This is a genomic window from Secundilactobacillus malefermentans (assembly GCF_008033155.1).
In the GTDB taxonomy this organism is placed as follows: domain Bacteria; phylum Bacillota; class Bacilli; order Lactobacillales; family Lactobacillaceae; genus Secundilactobacillus; species Secundilactobacillus malefermentans.
The window spans coordinates 1,112,203-1,129,448 of sequence record NZ_CP042371.1 but is presented as its reverse complement, the minus strand read 5'-3'; the positions used below and the strand labels follow the sequence as shown (position 1 = coordinate 1,129,448).

General features: G+C 44.2%; 13 protein-coding genes, 1 pseudogene, 1 riboswitch and 1 other annotated feature. Of the genes and pseudogenes, 3 read left to right on the top strand and 11 right to left on the bottom strand.

Going from position 1 to position 17,246, the window contains the following annotated elements:
• Positions 1 to 19: 19 nt before the first annotated feature.
• The 4 genes and pseudogenes from dapB to dapD all read right to left on the bottom strand — a co-directional run bounded on the left by dapB (position 20) and on the right by dapD (position 3,608).
• On the bottom strand, positions 20 to 799 hold the full coding sequence (gene dapB / locus FGL90_RS05380) for a 4-hydroxy-tetrahydrodipicolinate reductase (RefSeq protein WP_147657220.1): 780 nt from the start codon (positions 797 to 799) through the stop codon (positions 20 to 22).
• Position 800: 1 nt separating this feature from the next.
• Positions 801 to 1,721, bottom strand: a complete 921-nt coding sequence (dapA, locus tag FGL90_RS05375) for a 4-hydroxy-tetrahydrodipicolinate synthase (protein WP_147657218.1) — start codon at positions 1,719 to 1,721, stop codon at positions 801 to 803.
• A gap of 19 nt (positions 1,722 to 1,740) precedes the next feature.
• Positions 1,741 to 2,892, bottom strand: a pseudogene (locus FGL90_RS05370) (N-acetyldiaminopimelate deacetylase).
• Between the two features lie 5 nt (positions 2,893 to 2,897).
• A complete protein-coding gene (dapD, locus tag FGL90_RS05365; protein ID WP_147657216.1) occupies positions 2,898 to 3,608 on the bottom strand; it encodes a 2,3,4,5-tetrahydropyridine-2,6-dicarboxylate N-acetyltransferase in 711 nt (236 codons plus the stop codon).
• Between the two features lie 106 nt (positions 3,609 to 3,714).
• Positions 3,715 to 3,894, bottom strand: a riboswitch (Lysine riboswitch).
• 207 nt (positions 3,895 to 4,101) lie between these two features.
• Between dapD and FGL90_RS05360 the strand changes: the two genes are divergently transcribed.
• Entirely contained in the window at positions 4,102 to 5,475 is a 1,374-nt protein-coding gene (locus FGL90_RS05360; RefSeq protein WP_010620405.1) for an aspartate kinase, read from the top strand.
• Positions 5,476 to 5,489: 14 nt separating this feature from the next.
• Complete coding sequence (gene dapF / locus FGL90_RS05355; RefSeq protein ID WP_147657214.1) at positions 5,490 to 6,500, top strand: diaminopimelate epimerase; 1,011 nt, start codon at positions 5,490 to 5,492, stop codon at positions 6,498 to 6,500.
• A gap of 67 nt (positions 6,501 to 6,567) precedes the next feature.
• On the opposite strand, the gene FGL90_RS05350 is transcribed toward dapF, so the two are convergent.
• The 6 genes from FGL90_RS05350 to FGL90_RS05325 form a co-directional block, all read right to left on the bottom strand.
• Entirely contained in the window at positions 6,568 to 6,936 is a 369-nt protein-coding gene (locus FGL90_RS05350; RefSeq protein WP_147657895.1) for a type II toxin-antitoxin system PemK/MazF family toxin, read from the bottom strand.
• Positions 6,937 to 7,059: 123 nt separating this feature from the next.
• Positions 7,060 to 7,902, bottom strand: a complete 843-nt coding sequence (locus FGL90_RS05345) for a metallophosphoesterase family protein (protein ID WP_010620408.1) — start codon at positions 7,900 to 7,902, stop codon at positions 7,060 to 7,062.
• A gap of 286 nt (positions 7,903 to 8,188) precedes the next feature.
• Positions 8,189 to 10,153: a S9 family peptidase gene (locus tag FGL90_RS05340; RefSeq protein ID WP_010620409.1), complete on the bottom strand. Its 1,965-nt coding sequence runs from the start codon at positions 10,151 to 10,153 to the stop codon at positions 8,189 to 8,191.
• A 60-nt stretch (positions 10,154 to 10,213) separates the two neighbouring features.
• Positions 10,214 to 11,572 carry a M20/M25/M40 family metallo-hydrolase gene (locus FGL90_RS05335; protein WP_010620410.1) on the bottom strand — a complete coding sequence of 453 codons (1,359 nt, stop codon included), beginning with the start codon at positions 11,570 to 11,572 and terminating at the stop codon, positions 10,214 to 10,216.
• Positions 11,573 to 11,586: 14 nt separating this feature from the next.
• Positions 11,587 to 13,221 (bottom strand): peptide ABC transporter substrate-binding protein, encoded by a 1,635-nt coding sequence (locus FGL90_RS05330; protein WP_010620411.1) that lies wholly within the window; start codon positions 13,219 to 13,221, stop codon positions 11,587 to 11,589.
• A 79-nt stretch (positions 13,222 to 13,300) separates the two neighbouring features.
• Positions 13,301 to 13,538 (bottom strand) — a binding site (T-box leader).
• 86 nt (positions 13,539 to 13,624) lie between these two features.
• Positions 13,625 to 15,271: a peptide ABC transporter substrate-binding protein gene (locus FGL90_RS05325; protein ID WP_147657212.1), complete on the bottom strand. Its 1,647-nt coding sequence runs from the start codon at positions 15,269 to 15,271 to the stop codon at positions 13,625 to 13,627.
• A gap of 552 nt (positions 15,272 to 15,823) precedes the next feature.
• Between FGL90_RS05325 and FGL90_RS05320 the strand changes: the two genes are divergently transcribed.
• Entirely contained in the window at positions 15,824 to 16,144 is a 321-nt protein-coding gene (locus FGL90_RS05320) for an ATP cone domain-containing protein (protein WP_010620413.1), read from the top strand.
• 118 nt (positions 16,145 to 16,262) lie between these two features.
• Here the strand turns inward: FGL90_RS05320 and spx are convergent, their stop codons facing one another.
• Positions 16,263 to 16,661, bottom strand: coding sequence for a transcriptional regulator Spx (gene spx, locus FGL90_RS05315; protein WP_010620414.1), 399 nt, complete (start codon positions 16,659 to 16,661; stop codon positions 16,263 to 16,265).
• Positions 16,662 to 17,246: the final 585 nt, after the last annotated feature.

Below are 17,246 nucleotides of genomic sequence, written 5' to 3'. Positions count from 1 at the left end.
CGTCACTCCTTTTTATTTTTTATAGAACGTTTTCGAGTCCGACAACCAACTCGTTAATTTTCTTCACTTTAGTTAACGCAACTTCAACCCCACTCATGAACGACCCTCTATCAAACGAGTCCTGTCGGATAGTCAACGCTTCACCCGCACCGCCAAAGAGGACCTGCTCGTGCGCCACGTATCCTGGCAGCCGAACGGAATGAATATGAATTCCGTGATAGTCGCCACCGCGAACGTTCGCAAGTGTCTCGGTTTCCTCTGGATTGCCTTGTTGATGGGGTTCTCTGACCTCATTAATCATCTTGGCAGTACTTAGTGCGGTTCCGGACGGCGCGTCCTTTTTATGATCGTGATGCATTTCGATGATTTCAACATCTGGGAAGTATTGCGCCGCTTCCTTTGCAAACTTCATTAAGAGCACTGCGGACATGCCAAAGTTTGGTGCGATAATGCCACCTAATTTCTTTCCGGCGGCTAACTTTTGAAGTTCAGTCACTTGGCTATCCGTTAATCCTGTCGTGCCAATCACTGGACTGATGCCGTTCTCAATCGCAAATTTTGTATTTGCGTACACGGCACTTGGCAACGTAAAATCAATCCAAATTTCCGCATCAGTGTTAATTTTGGCGAGCGATTGAAAGACCTGAACATCGGCCGCTAACCCGAAGTCAGCTGGATTCGTTGAGGTCAAGTTTGGTGCAAACACCGCCGTCAGCTCAAAACCAGCGGTATCTGCTACTAAATGAACCGCTTTGTCGCCCATGGCACCGGTAAATCCGGCAACAATTACTTTTGTCATGTTAGACTCCTAACTCAACTGGCACTGCATGAACCAGTGCGTCAGATTCCAAACCCAACCGGCCGGCCAAATTGACTTTTTCTTCCTTATTAAGGGAAAGAATCGGTAACCGGCAATCGCCAACTTCAAACCCTTGCGCGTTCAAAACCGCTTTAACGGGTGATGGCGATGGGTACATAAACAATGCCTGCATCTTCGGGGTCAAAAGGCGCTGTAATCGCCCGGCTTCATGGACGTTACCGGTTTCCAATGCGTCGTACATTGCCCGAATTTGGGAACCATAAATGTGGGAGGCAACTGAGATAACGCCTTGTCCCCCAACGGCTTTGGCAGCTAATGCTTGTGCATCTTCTCCACTGTAAACGCTGAACGTATCTGGCGTATGGTCAACTAGGTACTCAATATCTTCAATTGTCGTACACTGCTTAACACCTGCGATCATTGAATTTTGGGCCAGTTCGACAACCGTTTCATTTGCCATTGTGACGCCGGTTCTGCCAGGAATGTTGTACATAATAATTGGTTTGACTGTTTGAGCTGCGACCGCTTCAAAATGGGCGATCATTCCGCGCTGGTTGGGCTTGTTGTAATATGGCACAACTACCAACGCCATATCGATTCCTGAAATATGAGTTACCTCACGAGTTAGCGCTGCGGTTTCACGGGTGTTGTTGCTACCGGTTCCCGCAATGACGGGAACACGACCATTGATGATTTGACCAAATCGGGTGTAAAGTTCAATTTTTTCATCGTGCGTTAAGGTTGGCGTTTCGCCAGTGGTGCCGCCAATCACGAACCCGCGGCTGCCGGTTTCAATTAGATGATTGGTTAATTTTTCTAAAGCATCGTAGTTAATTGCGTCGTTTTCATCAAACGGGGTAATAATGGCGGTCATTAAATCTGCATTTTCTAAAGTTGTCATATGGGTTAACCTCTTTCTTTTAGGCGTTCATTCGATTTTCGATAAAACCAGTGATGGCGGAAACCCCAGGTTCAATGCCGCTTTCCTTGGGGGTTAGGGTTGCTGAGTGTAATTGCGACTCATCTTCCACTCCGAGCCAAAACATGGTTCCGGGAATCTTTGATAATAGGTAGCCAAAGTCCTCGCCCGTCATTGCTGGTTCCGTTTCAACAAAGTGAATCGTTGGCGTTTCCTTCATATAAGTAATGAACCGTTTGGTTAGATCCGGATTATTCTCAACTGGTAAATAGCCGCCTTGATTCAAGGTCACGTTAACTTGGGCGTTAAAACTACGCGCGATACCAGCTGCAACATCCTTTAATCGCTCATCAATTCGTTCAATCATCGTTTGAGTTAAGCCTCGGATTGTTCCCTCGATGTGGGCGTGCCCCGCAATCACATTTCGAATGGTGCCCGCTTCAAGCTTGCCAAGGGTGATGACGCCGCCCTCAATTGGATCAATACTACGGGAAATGATGGTCTGCACTTGACTGATAAAGGCTGCAGCGGCAACCACCATGTCATTTGCATCTTGCGGGTAAGCGGCATGACCGCCCTGCCCTTCAAAATCAACGTTGACCTCAGTCGTTCCGGCAAACAAGGTTCCCATGCGGCACCCAATCGCACCAGCCGGTAAATCAGGATTATCATGCAATCCGTAAAATTCATCTGGTCGCCAATCATCCGTGAAGGCGCCCTGCTCATAGGCAAGTTTTCCGCCGTTTTAGCTTTCCTCCGCTGGTTGGAAAAAGAAAATGAGATTATCGGTTGGTTGATGTTCCGAAAAGTAACTTAAAACTCCCAAGGCAACCGCCATGTGAACGTCATGCCCACAAGCGTGCATCACTCCGACATTTTCAGAGGCAAATGATAGCCCAGTGCTCTCAGTCACTGGTAATGCATCAATGTCCGTTCGATAACCAATCGTTCGTTTGGGTGAGGAGCCGGAAACTCTTACCAGAATAGCGGTTGGTAAATTTGGTAACTGCTTAATGGTTAGGTAGGTTTGGTCAAGATCACCAATAATCTTCATCAATAGCGCGTGGGTTTCAGTTTCGTGTAAAGCTAATTCTGGAATTTTGTGTAGTTGACGCCGAATGTTAATCAACTTAGTTTCAGTCAAAGTGGTCATCGTTATCACAACTTTCTGAGGTCGTCCTCAAGTCCGGTTTTCGAAGTCGTCTTGGCATCAACGTTCTTGATAAACTTCGCGGGAACGCCAGCAACCACCGTGTGTGGCGCAACATCCTTCGTGACAACGGCTCCGGCGGCAACAACTGCTCCTTCGCCAACGTGAACGCCTTCTAACACAACCGCGTTTGCCCCAATCAACACGTTGTCGTCCACCCTGACCGGCTCGGCGGAGGCTGGTTCAACAACCCCTGCCAAAACGGTTCCGGCACCGATATGCGCGTGTTTGCCAACAATTGCCCGACCACCGAGTACCGCACCCAGATCAATCATGGATCCTTCGCCAATTTCAGCACCGATGTTGATGAGCGCGCCCATCATAATCACGGCGTTATCACCAATTACAACTTGGTCGCGAATGATGGCACCAGGTTCAATCCGGGCGTTAATCCCTTTCATATCCAGCAGTGGGACCGCCGAATTTCGTGTCCCATTTTCAATTTCATAATCAGCAATTAAGCCTTCGTTTGTGCTTAGGAATGGTTCAACGACTTTCCAATCGCCAAATAGGACACCGGTCTGAGTTTCTAAAAACGCTTTGATTTCACTTGGGACTTTAAGTTTACTCAACTCGCCCTTGATATAAACCTTTACCGGCGTCTTCTTTTCTGCGTTGCCGATAAAATCAATAATTGTTTGTGCATCTAACTCAGCCATTTGTTTTCCTCTTCCCGTTTGCCATTTTTGATAAATAAAAAGGACCCTTTTGTTTGCACTAAACAAAAGGATCCCACAGAATTGTTCATCTATGATTTTCGGTCTCATTTGTCGATAGCGCCCCGCGAGTCATATGCCCGCGACAGTTCGTGATCTCTTAAACCACGTCCCAGCTAACTAACCTCTGCATTGATTAGCGCTTCGGCAACCGCCCCTTTTACTGATGTCATCGTTCTTGCAGGAACTCAATCAGTGACTCATGTTGGTTGCAACCTCTTCGATATAAGTAAAAGTTTATAATTGTTTTCTTAGATAGTCAAGACTAATTTTAATTTGATTGCCATAAAAAATAGTTCTTACTATAAACGGCACGCTAAAAATGAGCCATTTGTCGGTGATGAGCGCTTGATTCCGAATCTTAAACTGATAGAATGCAACTTAAATTACATCACATTATTTTTTAATTTTAGCAGTAAGAGGGAGTGCAAGAAAGATGAAAGTCGTAAAGTTTGGTGGCAGTTCGCTCGCGGACGGGCCTCAATTTGAAAAAGTTATTCAAATTATCGCAGCAGATTCAGCGCGTCAGGTTATCGTGACGTCTGCACCGGGTAAACGGGAAAAATCTGACACCAAAGTGACGGATCTTTTGATTAAATATGCAAAATTAACGTTAATGCAAAAGAATGCGACGGAAATCGTTCAGACCATCTTCAATCGTTACCTATCGATTGCCACTTACTTTAATTTGCCGGAAGCCGAACTGATTCCCATCAAGGAAGCTTTGGTTAATTTACCGCACCGCGATTATCCAAGCACCGACTATTTAATGGCGGCCTTCAAAGCCCACGGCGAGCGATTAAACGCACGGTTGATGGCACTAATACTCACCCATTTGGGAATCAATGCTCGGTTCATCGATCCCAGTGAGGCAGGCATCCGTGTCACGGATGAACCAAATAACGCCTCTGTTGAGCCCAGCACTTACGCCTATTTGGCAGCCTTAAGCTATGGCAATGAGAAACTCGTTTTTCCAGGATTCTTTGGCTTCACAGATGCCGGTCAAATTGCCACCTTTTCACGCGGTGGCTCCGACATTACCGGCGCCATTTTGGCCCGCGGTCTCAACGCCGACTTATACGAAAACTTTACTGACGTGGATGCCATTTGCGCGGCGGATCCCAGAATCGTGAACAATCCCCTCGAGATTACCCGCATGACCTATCGCGAAATGCGCGAGCTCTCTTACGCTGGCTTTTCCGTTTTCCATGACGAGGCCATCATCCCCGCCATTGAGGCCCAAATTCCAATCAACGTCAAAAATACCAATCACCCTAATTTGCCTGGAACGTTAATCGTGCCAGAGTCGCAATTTGAACCAATTCGGACAATCACTGGCGTTGCAAGTTCAAACCGGTTTGCCGCGTTGTACCTTCACCGTTACCTGTTGAACAAGGAGGTCGGTTTCACGCTGAAACTGCTACAAATTCTCTACAAATACGACGTTTCGTACGAGCACATGCCCAGCGGAATTGACGATTTAACCATTATTTTCGATAAGTCGCAATTAGACGAGCAAACCATTCAGGCGATGCTGCACGATATCCAAGAAACCTTGCAGCCCGACCAACTTAACTGGATTGATGACTACGCCATTATCATGGTGGTCGGTGAAGGCATGCGCAATCAAATTGGCGTAATCGAACAAATTATTGCGCCCCTCGCAGAGAATAAAATCGGCGTGCACATGATTAATCAGGGTGCCTCCCGAATCTCCATCATGTTGGGGACGCGACAGGCTGATTCAAAGGCCGCCGTGAAGCAAATTTATAATCAATTTTTCGTTAATGAACCCATTTCAATTTCATAAAGGAGGTCCTCAAAATGGTGCAATTACACAAGGTTCATGGCTCACAAAATCACTTTTTCTTACTGGATCAAACGGAACTCGCCACCGAATTATCTGATCCTGAATTGGTAACACTGGCTCAACAGATGACGAATCCGCAAACTGGCATTTTAAACGGGGCAGACTGCCTGCTAGTGGTCAATCGTTCTGAGCATTCAAACGTTCTGGGACAAATGCGCGTCATCAACGCGGATGGCAGTGAGGCTTCAATGTGCGGTAACGGACTCAGAACCGTTGCTCGTTATCTAGCAGACAAGCATCATCTCGATGACTTTCGCGTGGAAACGTTGACCGCTGATTTACAAGTCAGTCGCCAACCTGATTTGGCCAAGGACGTTCCGGCGTTTAGCGTTGAAATATCGCCCGTTCGCTTTAACCAAGCGGCGCTACCATTTGATAATTTAGGGGTGTCTCAATTAATCGACACCCCAGTTTCAGCCTTCATTCCTGGCTTAACCTTCTCCGCCATTGCAGTCCCAAATCCCCATTTGATCAGTTTTGTTCCCGAGGAAGAGCTGACTAACGGCGATATAGGAACTTTAGGAACGATGTTAAATTCACCAAACGACTATTTTCCAGATGGTGTCAACGTTAACTTTGCCCATATTTTAGGACCAAATCAGCTATTCGTGCGCACGTTTGAACGTGGCGTTGGCTTTACTAATGCCTGCGGGACAGGCATGTCGGCGACTAGTTTGGCATTTGTCCTGACGCACCCAGAATTGGCGGCCGCTGAACAGCCAATCACCGTATACAATCCCGGTGGCATGGTTAAGACGATTGTTCATCACCATACTGACCGTGACTGGATTGACTTGATTGGTAATGCCACCGAAACTCACGTGATTGAGGTGAACGAGGAAGCTCTACATCAAGCCAATGTGACTGCAACGAACACGACGATTACGGAAACTGGCGAAACCGTCGCTTATCAAAACTTCGTCACCAATTTACCACAGATGGCTGCCGTTTCAGTAAAAGAATAAATATTTGATTTGCTAATTTTTATACAGAAAAAGTCACCCTCAAAAAATAATTGAAGGTGGCTTTTATTTAGCTAAAATTACTGATTAAATCGTCAAAATTGAAGATGTCTTTGATTATTTTTGCTGTTCGTTCAAAATCTTGTATGGGCGCGGACTCAACGAATTCAATTTGCCGATTAGACTTCAAATAATCTAAACTTCGCAGTTGAATGGCGTTAACCTGGCCGTGAATTTTATGGCTGTGCAACTCTACATACATTGGTAAATCCCTATGAGTGCTAGTGATGGGGCAAACAACCACGAACCCTGTCCGCAAATTATAGACTGTTGAACTCATGACGAGTGCTGGGCGTCTTTTCTTAATTTCTCTTCCCTTAGTTGGATCAAAATTAATGTAAATTATGTCTAGCTGTTCTGGAATGTAATTTTCCTTCATTCCAGTCAAATTTCTCTACCTGCACTGTCAAAATCGAACAATTCCACTTTAATAAAGTTCGTATTTGAAAAACCACATCCACACAAAAATACCCTCGATTGCTCGAAGATATTTCACCAATCTCTATGACTTATTTTTCAAATAATTAATAACGTCTTGCTTGTAACCAAACTCTTCGTTCATTTGTGCCAACATATCTTGATTATGGGTGTGCGCTTTACCCGTTTTTCGTAATTCTTCATATAGTGACAAGTACGGTAGATTAACAGCGTTCGCCCGTTGAAGTTCCCTATCAACATTGTAAGAAACTTTTCGAAAATTGACCTGCAGGCCCTCATCATCAACCGTGATAATCGCATATTGAGCCCTTAAATCTGACCAAAGTTTTGGCCAAGAATCATAAGGCTGTCCCACAGCACCCGGATTTAATATCAGCTGTCCTTTAGATGTATAACGCAAAACTGGCTGATGAATATGGGCATAAACCGCAACATCCAACTCTTCATGCTCTTTAAATAACTGATCAAAATTTGACTGATCTTGCGTTGGATACAATTCTGGTCCATAACTTTTGTTCGGTAAGTTATGGGTGATTGAAAAGTTTAAGTGATTGACCTGTTTTATTTGGTGAATGGGCGCCTGTTTCATTCTAACAACGTCCGATTCTTTAAGATCCCTCGCCAGGCGCTCAGCTATTTTGGCAAAGTGAATGTCTGCAGGATCATTTATATCAACTTGGCCATTTAGAAACTGCAAGTAGGATTCCTCCCAGTTTCCATTTAGCCAAACTGTGGGTTTCACCCTTTCCAACATTTCAAATAAATTATGGCCACCTGGTCCGGGTAAGATGAGATCTCCCAAAAACCAGTATTCTGTCACATCATTCGCAATACAGTCTTTCAGGACTGCTTCAAGTGCTGTGACGTTACCGTGAACATCCCCCAAAATAGCAATTCGGTTTTGCAAGTTAAATCCTTCTTTCATGTAACAATTACATTGCATCTGCGTGCTTCGGCCCTCAATTTCTTCCGTCTAACGGCTACATTGCATCTGCGTGCTCCAAACCGCAATCATCTCCGCCTAACCTAAAAACACTCCCAGACCAGAACCGTCTAGAAATATTCGTCACCATTACATTGCGTCTGCGTGCTTCGACCCTCAATTTCTTCCGTCTAACTAAAACCTCCCTTTGATCTAGACCATCAAAGGGAGATTTTTTGTTAGTACTCAGAAATTACCGAGGGCCTTAGCACTAGTATCTACTAAACCACTCATCCATATCCTTCACCCGCTGCACCCGTAAACTCGGCAAGCCATCCCGTGACACACCATGGAACGCCTGCGGATAACGAACCAAATCGACATCCGTTCCCGTTTGCTTAACCGCCGTGAAGAACTCCTCACTTTGACTAATTGGGCAACGCATATCCCACTCACCATGCAGCAATCGTAGCGGCGTTTTCACGTTGTGCGCATACGCCAATGGTGACATTTCCCAATACTTTTTCAACCCGTCTGGATCAAACAAGTCCGCCTGTAACTCTTGGCGATTGAAATAAAAACCAATATCAGATTGTCCGTACATCCCAATCCAATTGGTCACGCTCCGTTGGGCAACTGCCGCCGCAAAACGATCGGTATGACCAACCGTCCACGTTGTCATAAAGCCACCGTATGAGCCACCAGCAATATACTGATGATCTTCATCCAATTCTGGGAACTTTTCTAGCGCATAATCCAAGCCATCCAGCACATCGGTGTAATCGCGCTGACCGTAGTGACCCGTCACGTCATCAACGAAAGCTTGCCCATAAGTTGTTGAGCCACGGGGGTTCACAAAGACCACGCCGTATCCCAAAGTGGTATAAACCTGGAACTCGAAGAAGAAGCTCTCACCGTAAGCGGCGTGTGGCCCGCCATGAACATAAAGGAGAACCGGATTCTTCGCTTTTGCCTCAACGGGTGGTAAGTACCAGCCTTCAAGGGCTTGCCCGTCCTTAGCTTTATAATTGAAATGCTTTGGTGATGTATAAGTGTGATTCTTTTCATACTCAGCATTGGGATTGTACAAGGCCTTTTCAGTTCCTCCATTAACGTCCAAATGGACCAACTCACTGGGCTTATCCTGCTTTGAAACGGAAAGGGCCACCGTGTGGCTATTGACCACATCAAAATCGTAAACTTCGCGAGGCTGATCATCGACTAACTTTACGCCGGTTTTGTCACCCGTGTACATTTGACTGTGCCCATGGTGCAACGCAGTAAAGACGTACTGATTGTTGTCTAACCAGTAGACGCCCTTTTCTTTGCGATGCTGAACGAAATCAGTTGCCATTTCACCACCAAATCCAACAACGACTGTGTCATCAGCATGGGTTAAATTGGTCAACTTTTCAGATTGAACATCGTAAACCCATAAATCGTCCACCGTCATCCCTTGGTGTGACTGGTCATTTCCAACAACCGCAACGGTTTGGCCATCTGGAGAGAAGCTAGCATCGTTAAAGCTACCACCGGCCACACTTTCAGTGACCCAAGTTTCTGTTTTTTCAGTCAAATCGTAAAAATATAAGCCACTGGTTGGATCGTAATCCGTATCAAGTTCTGGATTCGTCTGACGCGTATAAGCCGCCAACGCACCTGTTTGATCAACATCGACTAATTTAAAACTGTAGGCACTTTCAAATACTTTCGTCACTTTTCCGGTCGCAACATCAACCGTGTTGAGTGTATAAACGCCGTCGTTTGGGTACCACCCATAGCCATCCATATGACTCATTAGCTTTGTCACGTGTCGGGTTTTCGGAAAATCAGTTGTCTTATACTTAGGCTCTTCATCAGTCGTGAGGGTTTTGAAAACCAATGTTGACCCATCACCTGACGCTACCACTTGTTGGACTTGTGGCTTGCCAGCAGTGACTTGTTCTGCGCTACCACCGGTTAGTGGCATTTTAAATAGTTGTGGCGTTTTCTTTTCGTCATCAGCTTGGCCCACGTAAAATAGAAAATCTGGCGTTGGGGTTGGCTGCGTATTCACGCCCCCATCAGCCCAAACTTGGTATTTACCAGTCGCATCGACGCTCCCAATTTTGGTGGGATACGAATTCGTTTCTTTATCCGTTTTATTTTCAACAAAGAAGGTTAAGTCGCCACCCTGCGTCACCTGCGTTAATGACTTTAATTTGAATAAATCCTCTGCTACAACACTTTTTGCCATTCGCCAATCATCCTTTCAATACCAAAACGAGACGCAAGAATCCGCCTCGTTCTATTTTTTTCAAAGCGTTTTAAAATTGCGCAACAATCGTGCCGTATACTCAGCATCCTGTGCATAATCCGCCACCCGAACACTTTCGTTCGGCGCGTGGGGGCCAGAACCCGCGTAAGTTCCACCGGTTGCAACCAATGGCACTTTCAGTGATTCGTAAAATGGTGCTTCTGGACCTCCACCTGCTGCGTTTGGTACTAATTTTACCTTATTTCCGTAAACTTGATTAGCCGTTTCTACCGCTAATTTAACAAATGGGTCGTCAAGGTTGGAGCGATAGGGATCTTCTCCCAATAAATAGGTAACCTGAACATCATCGAATCCATTTTTGTTTAGCTGGGTTTGAATTAATTCGGCAATCTTCTTTGGGGCTTGATTAGGAACTAAACGACAGTCCAGCTTGGCCTTAGCAAACTTAGGAATAACCGTTTTGACGCCATCCCCTTCGTAACCGCTCGACAACCCATTGATCGTCATGGTTGGCTCGTTCACCAACGCCGTTTTCGGGTCATCCGTCATCAACGGCCGTTTCATGCCAAATGTTTCGCGCGTCGTTGCTTCATTAAATTGGAGTTTGGCAGTTGCCGCCTTTTCGGTGTCGGTCAGTTCCCGCACATCATCGTAAAAGCCTTCGACTAGAACGCGATTGTCCGCATACTTTAGTGAAGCCAACGCCTTCGTTAAGCGCCAAGCGGCATTATCTGCGTAAGCCGCGAGCGATGAGTGCATGTCCTTAGCTGCCGTGGTGACGGTCAGCTCAAAACTCATAATTCCTTTGACACCACAGGTCACTTGGAAATTATCGTCAGCATCTTTTCCGCCCGTTTCCCAAACGAGGGCATCCGCTTTCAGTTGAGCAACGTGCTTTTGGACCATTTCCGGAACAAATGGGCTACCCACTTCTTCGCCACCTTCAACGATAAACTTCAGGTTACAAGGCAACCCGCCAGAGCGCTGAAGAGCCTTCACCGCCGTCATTCGGATCATTAACTCACCTTTATCATCGGAAACCCCACGTGCCACATACTTGCCATCTTTTTCGGTTAGTTTGAAAGGTTCTGATTCCCACTCATCCAGGGGTTCTGGTGGCTGAACATCATAGTGATTATAGAATAGGAGCGTTCTATCCGCGTTTCCTTCAGGACCCGCCGCAAATTCCGCAAAAACGAAGGGATTGCTGTCACCAACATCGTGCCAAGTTTCAACGTTTGAAGCTCCCAAATCAGTAAACGATTGTTTTAAGAATGCGACCGTTTCGTCGATACCGCGGTTTTGAGCGGAAACTGTTTCGATACTGAGATACTTTTCCAAACGCCCGTAATCTTCCTTTAACGCTTTTTCAACATTTTGCTTTAACTCATCAGCCATTAATTAACGTCTCCCTATTTCCAGTATGCGTAACGATATTGTCCAGTCGTGTTGGTTGCCGAATATTTTAGCCCACCAACCTTGCTGCTTAATAGTGTAATTTGTGCTTGTTGATCAATTGGATTAACCCCACGAACTTCCATTGCGCGACGGGCTGCCTTCTTAAGCAACGTGTAACGGGCCTTTTTATTCGTGGTCGTTGCAGCTTGATCCATCAATGTGTTAAATTGTTTGTCATTCCAACCAGTAAAGTTAACTGAGTTACCCTTTTGGAAAATTTCAAGATCATTAAGTGGATCAGGTTCGCCACCAGTCCAGCCGAACTGAGCAACATCAAAGTCCTTCTTAAACATCTTTGTGATTTCTTGTTGAAGTGGTACAGAAGTGATTGTCACTTTCAAACCTGGCATGTCCTTTTCCCATTGACTTTGGATGTATTCGGCCATGTTCTTACCACTATCAGAAGTACTAATTAATAGGTTCACCTTCTGATTACTGCTACCAAGTGCTTTTACAGCTTTTTTCCAATATGCTTTAGCTTGAGCATCACTGTGTTTTGTGTAATTGCCAACTGCATCAGCGAAATCTTTGCCCGTATTTGGATCCTTGGCAGTTCCAGCAGCGACTAAGTTTTTAAGTGGTTGTGAGCCATCTTGGTTAATCTTCGAGGTAAGTTGCTTCAAATTAAGTGCAGCGGAGGCAGCTTTTCTGAAATCAGAATTTGCTGTCAACTTACGGTCCTTATTGAAATGTTGGACCGTAACTGCCCCAGTCAACGTCTTAACCAACTGTTTCTTCAGCTTAGCATTATTCTCAGCTTCTTTAACTTGGGTTCCGCTGATTGTTCCCCTAGTTTCTTGAACCTTTCCTGCAGAAAATAGGTTTTCAGCTGTACTAGACGTTTTCACCACTTGAACGTTAACCTTGTTGATTTTTACAGAACTTTTCTTATAGTACTTGTCATTTTTAACATACTGCCACGTATCCTTCGTCCCGTTCCAGTTTTTCAGAACGTATGGGCCATTTGCGGCAACCTTAGAAGCGTTTGTTCCATATTTACTCCCGTATTTTTTGACCAGCTTCGTATTAACGGGCAGCAATTCAGTTGCCAAATCGTAGTCAAATGTCGGATTTTGTTTGCTCAACGTCACCGTCAATTTGTACTTTCCTGTTGCCTTAACACCTAATGCGCTCGGCTTCATCTTACCAGACTGAACGGCGGCATAATTCTTAAAGGTTTCCAACCGGTTCGCATATTGGGCCTTTGTCTTTGGATCAACTTGCCGGTCAAAGGACGTAACGAAATCCTGCGCGGTAACTTCATCGCCATTACTCCATTTGGCACCCTTTCGTAAGGTGAAAACGTACTTGGTGTTATTATTCGTTGGCTTTACAACCTTCGTAGCCATCCCCGCAACGACCTTGCCACTGTTATTTAGGCGATAAAGTCCTTCAGTTGTTTGTTCCATCATATCAAACGAGTAGGCGTCGGTTGCCTTGTTTGGATCAGCGATTTGCATTTCAGATGCTTCGGTTACGTTAAGTGTCTTATTTTGATCCTTTGCCTTATTAGCAGATGAACTACCACATCCTGCCAATGCCAAGCCTGCTACAACGGCTAGTGTTCCAAAAGTAAGTGTTTTTTTCATATGTGTTTTCCCTCCTAATTGTGTCGCGATGAAACTATGTATCGATGAGAAACAAAAAGCGCCCTCGAGTTCAATGAACTCAAAGGGCGCTTGCGCGTGGTACCACCTTTTCTTGCAGTCAAATGACCGCCGCTTATCGAACTGCCGGACGTCTCGGCAATTCTTAGGCACGATAATGGGCGCCCCCCAGTGTAGGTTACTAATTTTCACCACATAGCTCCGAAGTGATTTTCAAAATAATGATTTGCCTTCCCTCTCACCAAACGGAAGTCGCTGAACAAATCCTTATTTCTACTCTACTTCATCATTGCTTTCTCATCTGTTTTTAACTTACGTCTAACAGTAATCCTCTAATTTTCGCTTGTCAACGGGATTTTTAAAAATTATCTAATAAAATTCTCATTTATTTCCAATAAGCATATTGCAATTGACTCCCTGAACCAGAGAACGCATCCCAACTCAAACCACCAAGTTTACTATTAACAAGGTGAGCCGTTGCGGCTTGATAAGTTGGTGCCACTGCGGCAACTTCCATCAGTCGTTTATCAGCTTGCTTTTGGAAATCGTAGCGTTGTTGTGCCGTATACTTGTCGGTTTCCTCAACTTTAGCCATCAAGGCTTCGTACTTATCATCCTTCCATTTGGAGAAGTTGATTGAACCAGAGCTGACCATTTGAGCCAAGAAGTCGTCAGCGTCGGTATAATCAGGACCCCAGCCAACTGTCGCAATGTCAAAGTCAGTCGAGAAGTCACGAGTAACGTGGGTTGCGTGCGGAACTGAAACCACATTAATCTTCAATCCTTTAAGGTTCTTCTGAACAGTGCCTTGAACGTACTGACCCAGTTTCTTTTCGGTATCAGTATCATCAGTCAACAGATCAAGTGTAATGGTCGTTTTGCCCAATTCTTTTTGCGCCTTTGCCCAGTACTTTTTGGCTTTGGCAATATCGGTTGGGGCAAGATTCCCCATTTCCTTATTAAAGTCTTCGCCAGTTGTTGGGTTCTTGGCTAGACCAGATGGCACAATGTTATCCGATGCGGTTGAGCCGTCACCAAGCACGTTATTAGCCAATTGCTTCCGATTAATGACGAGACTAATGGCATGACGAACGTTTTCGTTTGACGTGCTCTTCTTTTTGTTATTGAAATAAAGGTAATTATTTCGGGCAGTCTTGGTTACTTTCAAGTTCTTATTATTCTTATTTTGCTTAACGTACTGACCTGAAATACTGGTTAAATCGATTTCGCCGGAATTGAACATATTGGATGCGGTGCTATCCTCTTTAACCACCGTGACCTTAACGTTCGAGATCTTCACGTTTTTGGCATCCCAGTAGTGCGTGTTCTTTGCGTAACGCCACTTGTCGTTTGTACCAGTCCAGCCTTTAAGAACGTAGGCCCCATTTGAAACGGTCGTACTTGCGGAAGTCCCATACTTGCTGCCGTATTTCTTGATGGCAGCCGTCTGCAATGGGTAAAATCCGGTAAATTCGTAGTTCATAAATGAGACTTTGCGGGTCAATTTGACGGTAAAGGTTCTGTCATTGACGGCTTGAATCCCCAATTTAGAAGGATCCATCTTGCCACTATTAACGGCGGTAAAATTCTTGATATATTGAATGTCATCAGTTTGCTGTGACTTCGTTGTTGGATTCGCCTGACGTTGGATTGAGTTCACAAAATCCTCCGATTTGACGGAAGTTCCATCCTGCCATTTAGCATTCTTTTTAATCGTAAACGTATATTTTGTTCCATTTTCGGTTGGTGTCACAACCTTCTCAACAACTCCGGCGACGATGTCATGTTTCGCATTTTTGCGATAAATACCTTCATTTGTTTGAGAAGTAATTGCTTCAGCGTTCGTTTCAATTTCCTTAGTCGGATCAGTCGTTGTGGGTTCACCTGGAATTGTTATCTTTAAAGTTTTATCTGCAGAATTGCTAGCGCTTTGTCCGCCAACTGCAGTTGATGCACAGCCAGTCATTAACGCTGCCATAGCTCCAATCGCAACATTAATAATGATCATCATTGACGCTCTTCCCTTAAACATAGCAGTTCCTCCATTTTTTATTTTTATTTCGATTAGAAATCCTTCGGCACTTGTTCACCTGGCCTGATAAACAAAAAAAGCGCCCCTTAGGAATATAAATTCCTAAAGGACGCTTTAGCGCGGTACCACCTCATTTGTGAAGACGAATCTCCACCACTTACACACAGCCGGTCGACGCGGCGATATGTTGGCATGCTATCGGGTGCACCCGGATTCCTCTTAGCGAGTCATCATGCTCAAAATTGGCTTTTGACTATCAAGACGCTGCACCTTTCCACTAACGGTGCTCCCTTTAAACCTCTTGATATCGATTCCCCAATTCATCTCAGCATTTTCTAATCGATATTTAATGATTCCTACTTTAACCGGCATTCAAAAAATTGTCAAGCAACTTTTTAAATTAGTCCTGCAAAAATTAACGCAACGCTCTGTCACCTTACTGAATTTCTACCACAACATATTGGAAACATCATGTTAAGCACACAATATATTGTTGCTAAAAATTTTCAATTGCTATAAAATAGAAAGTGTAAAGAAAGGAAGTTATGTCTCGTGAATGTACGCAAACCACAACAATCTCAAATGCAAATTTCAATTCGTTACGTTGAAAAGCAAAACGGACGGAAAGTCATGTTTGATGGGCGAAAAATCTTACATAGTTTAACCCAACTAACTCATGATTCTGATCTAATTCGGAGAGCTAATGCTTTGGTATTAGCCCAAATAGCTTCCTTTACTCGGATTGATACTGTGACCATTCGCCAGCTTCTCATCAGTACGCTTGATTTGTTGGGACATCACGAACTCGCTCAGAGATATGTCGAGGAGCGTCAAACGCCGGAAGTTCAAGGACAGCAGCTTTCCTTCTTTTAGTCTCTACCTAATTTTATATCGTAACCACGTCGTAAAATCTCATTTTACGGCGTTTTTATTTTTAAATAACAAAAACACCCGTAACCTAATTTCAGGTTGCGGGTGTTTACTAGTCTGTTTATGAACTTAATTGAGATTCTAATTGACGTAATTCAGCTGTTCTAACGTCACGGGATAGGAAACGACGAATTTCTTCTTTGTTATAGCCAACTTCAAGACGCTTGTCATCAAAGATGATTGGTCGTTTAATGAGGTCTGGATACTTAACTACCAAATCAACCAACTGGCTTACTGAAAGATCATCGAGGTCAACGTGTAAATCCTTAAAGACGTTTGAACGTGTTGAAATGATATCTTCACTGCCATTCTCGGTTAATCGTAGAATCTGTTTTACTTCGTCCGTATTTAGCGGATTAGATTTAATATTTCGTTCCTTAAACGGAATGTCATGACTCATTAGCCATGCGCGAGCTTTACGACTTGATGCACTACTTGGTGCAATGTATAAATTAATCATATTTAAGCACTCCCTTATCGTTCTTGGATTAGTAACGATAGCTCCCCTACAGTTGATCCCTACAATCAAAACAAATTAGAAAAACTTACGTCTACCATGTGACTATACTTATAATAACATTTTTCTCCGAATAATCAACCCCATTTTACATACTTTTTGAAAGTAAAATTAGGAGTTAAACCATTTACTACTGTGTGCAAAATAACTTGATAAATCAACGATTTCAAGGCATTTTTTGGTCTCGTGAATTTTAATAGACGATACGAACAATATACTGTTGTAATCTTAATATAGTTCGTATTATTCAGACGGTTTTTTAGTTGTTATTTTTCTCGTTTTAAATAAAGAAACACCCCGAAAGTCTCACATTATCCGATTTAGAATCATTATAATCATGAAATAACAACTATTATGACTTGGCTTTTTCAAATTAAAAAAATGATTCAGTAACTAATTACCGAACATCGACCAAACAACCTGAATAATTGACCGATTTGCGGTACACTTTCAGTTAGTAAAAGTATTCAAGGGGGGAGACAAAGTTGACCGATTTCTTTTTAATCGCCTTATTAGTGATTGCCAGCA

Excerpts from the sequence above, each read along its gene's own strand:
- FGL90_RS05330 (WP_010620411.1), bottom strand. The coding sequence starts at position 13,221 with ATGAAAAAAACACTTACTTTTGGAACACTAGCCGTTGTAGCAGGCTTG.
- FGL90_RS05350 (WP_147657895.1), bottom strand. The coding sequence starts at position 6,936 with ATGAAGGAAAATTACATTCCAGAACAGCTAGACATAATTTACATTAAT.
- spx (WP_010620414.1), bottom strand. The coding sequence starts at position 16,661 with ATGATTAATTTATACATTGCACCAAGTAGTGCATCAAGTCGTAAAGCT.
- dapF (WP_147657214.1), top strand. The coding sequence starts at position 5,490 with ATGGTGCAATTACACAAGGTTCATGGCTCACAAAATCACTTTTTCTTA.
- dapD (WP_147657216.1), bottom strand. The coding sequence starts at position 3,608 with ATGGCTGAGTTAGATGCACAAACAATTATTGATTTTATCGGCAACGCA.
- FGL90_RS05335 (WP_010620410.1), bottom strand. The coding sequence starts at position 11,572 with ATGGCTGATGAGTTAAAGCAAAATGTTGAAAAAGCGTTAAAGGAAGAT.
- dapA (WP_147657218.1), bottom strand. The coding sequence starts at position 1,721 with ATGACAACTTTAGAAAATGCAGATTTAATGACCGCCATTATTACCCCG.
- FGL90_RS05360 (WP_010620405.1), top strand. The coding sequence starts at position 4,102 with ATGAAAGTCGTAAAGTTTGGTGGCAGTTCGCTCGCGGACGGGCCTCAA.
- FGL90_RS05340 (WP_010620409.1), bottom strand. The coding sequence starts at position 10,153 with ATGGCAAAAAGTGTTGTAGCAGAGGATTTATTCAAATTAAAGTCATTA.
- dapB (WP_147657220.1), bottom strand. The coding sequence starts at position 799 with ATGACAAAAGTAATTGTTGCCGGATTTACCGGTGCCATGGGCGACAAA.
- FGL90_RS05325 (WP_147657212.1), bottom strand. The coding sequence starts at position 15,271 with ATGTTTAAGGGAAGAGCGTCAATGATGATCATTATTAATGTTGCGATT.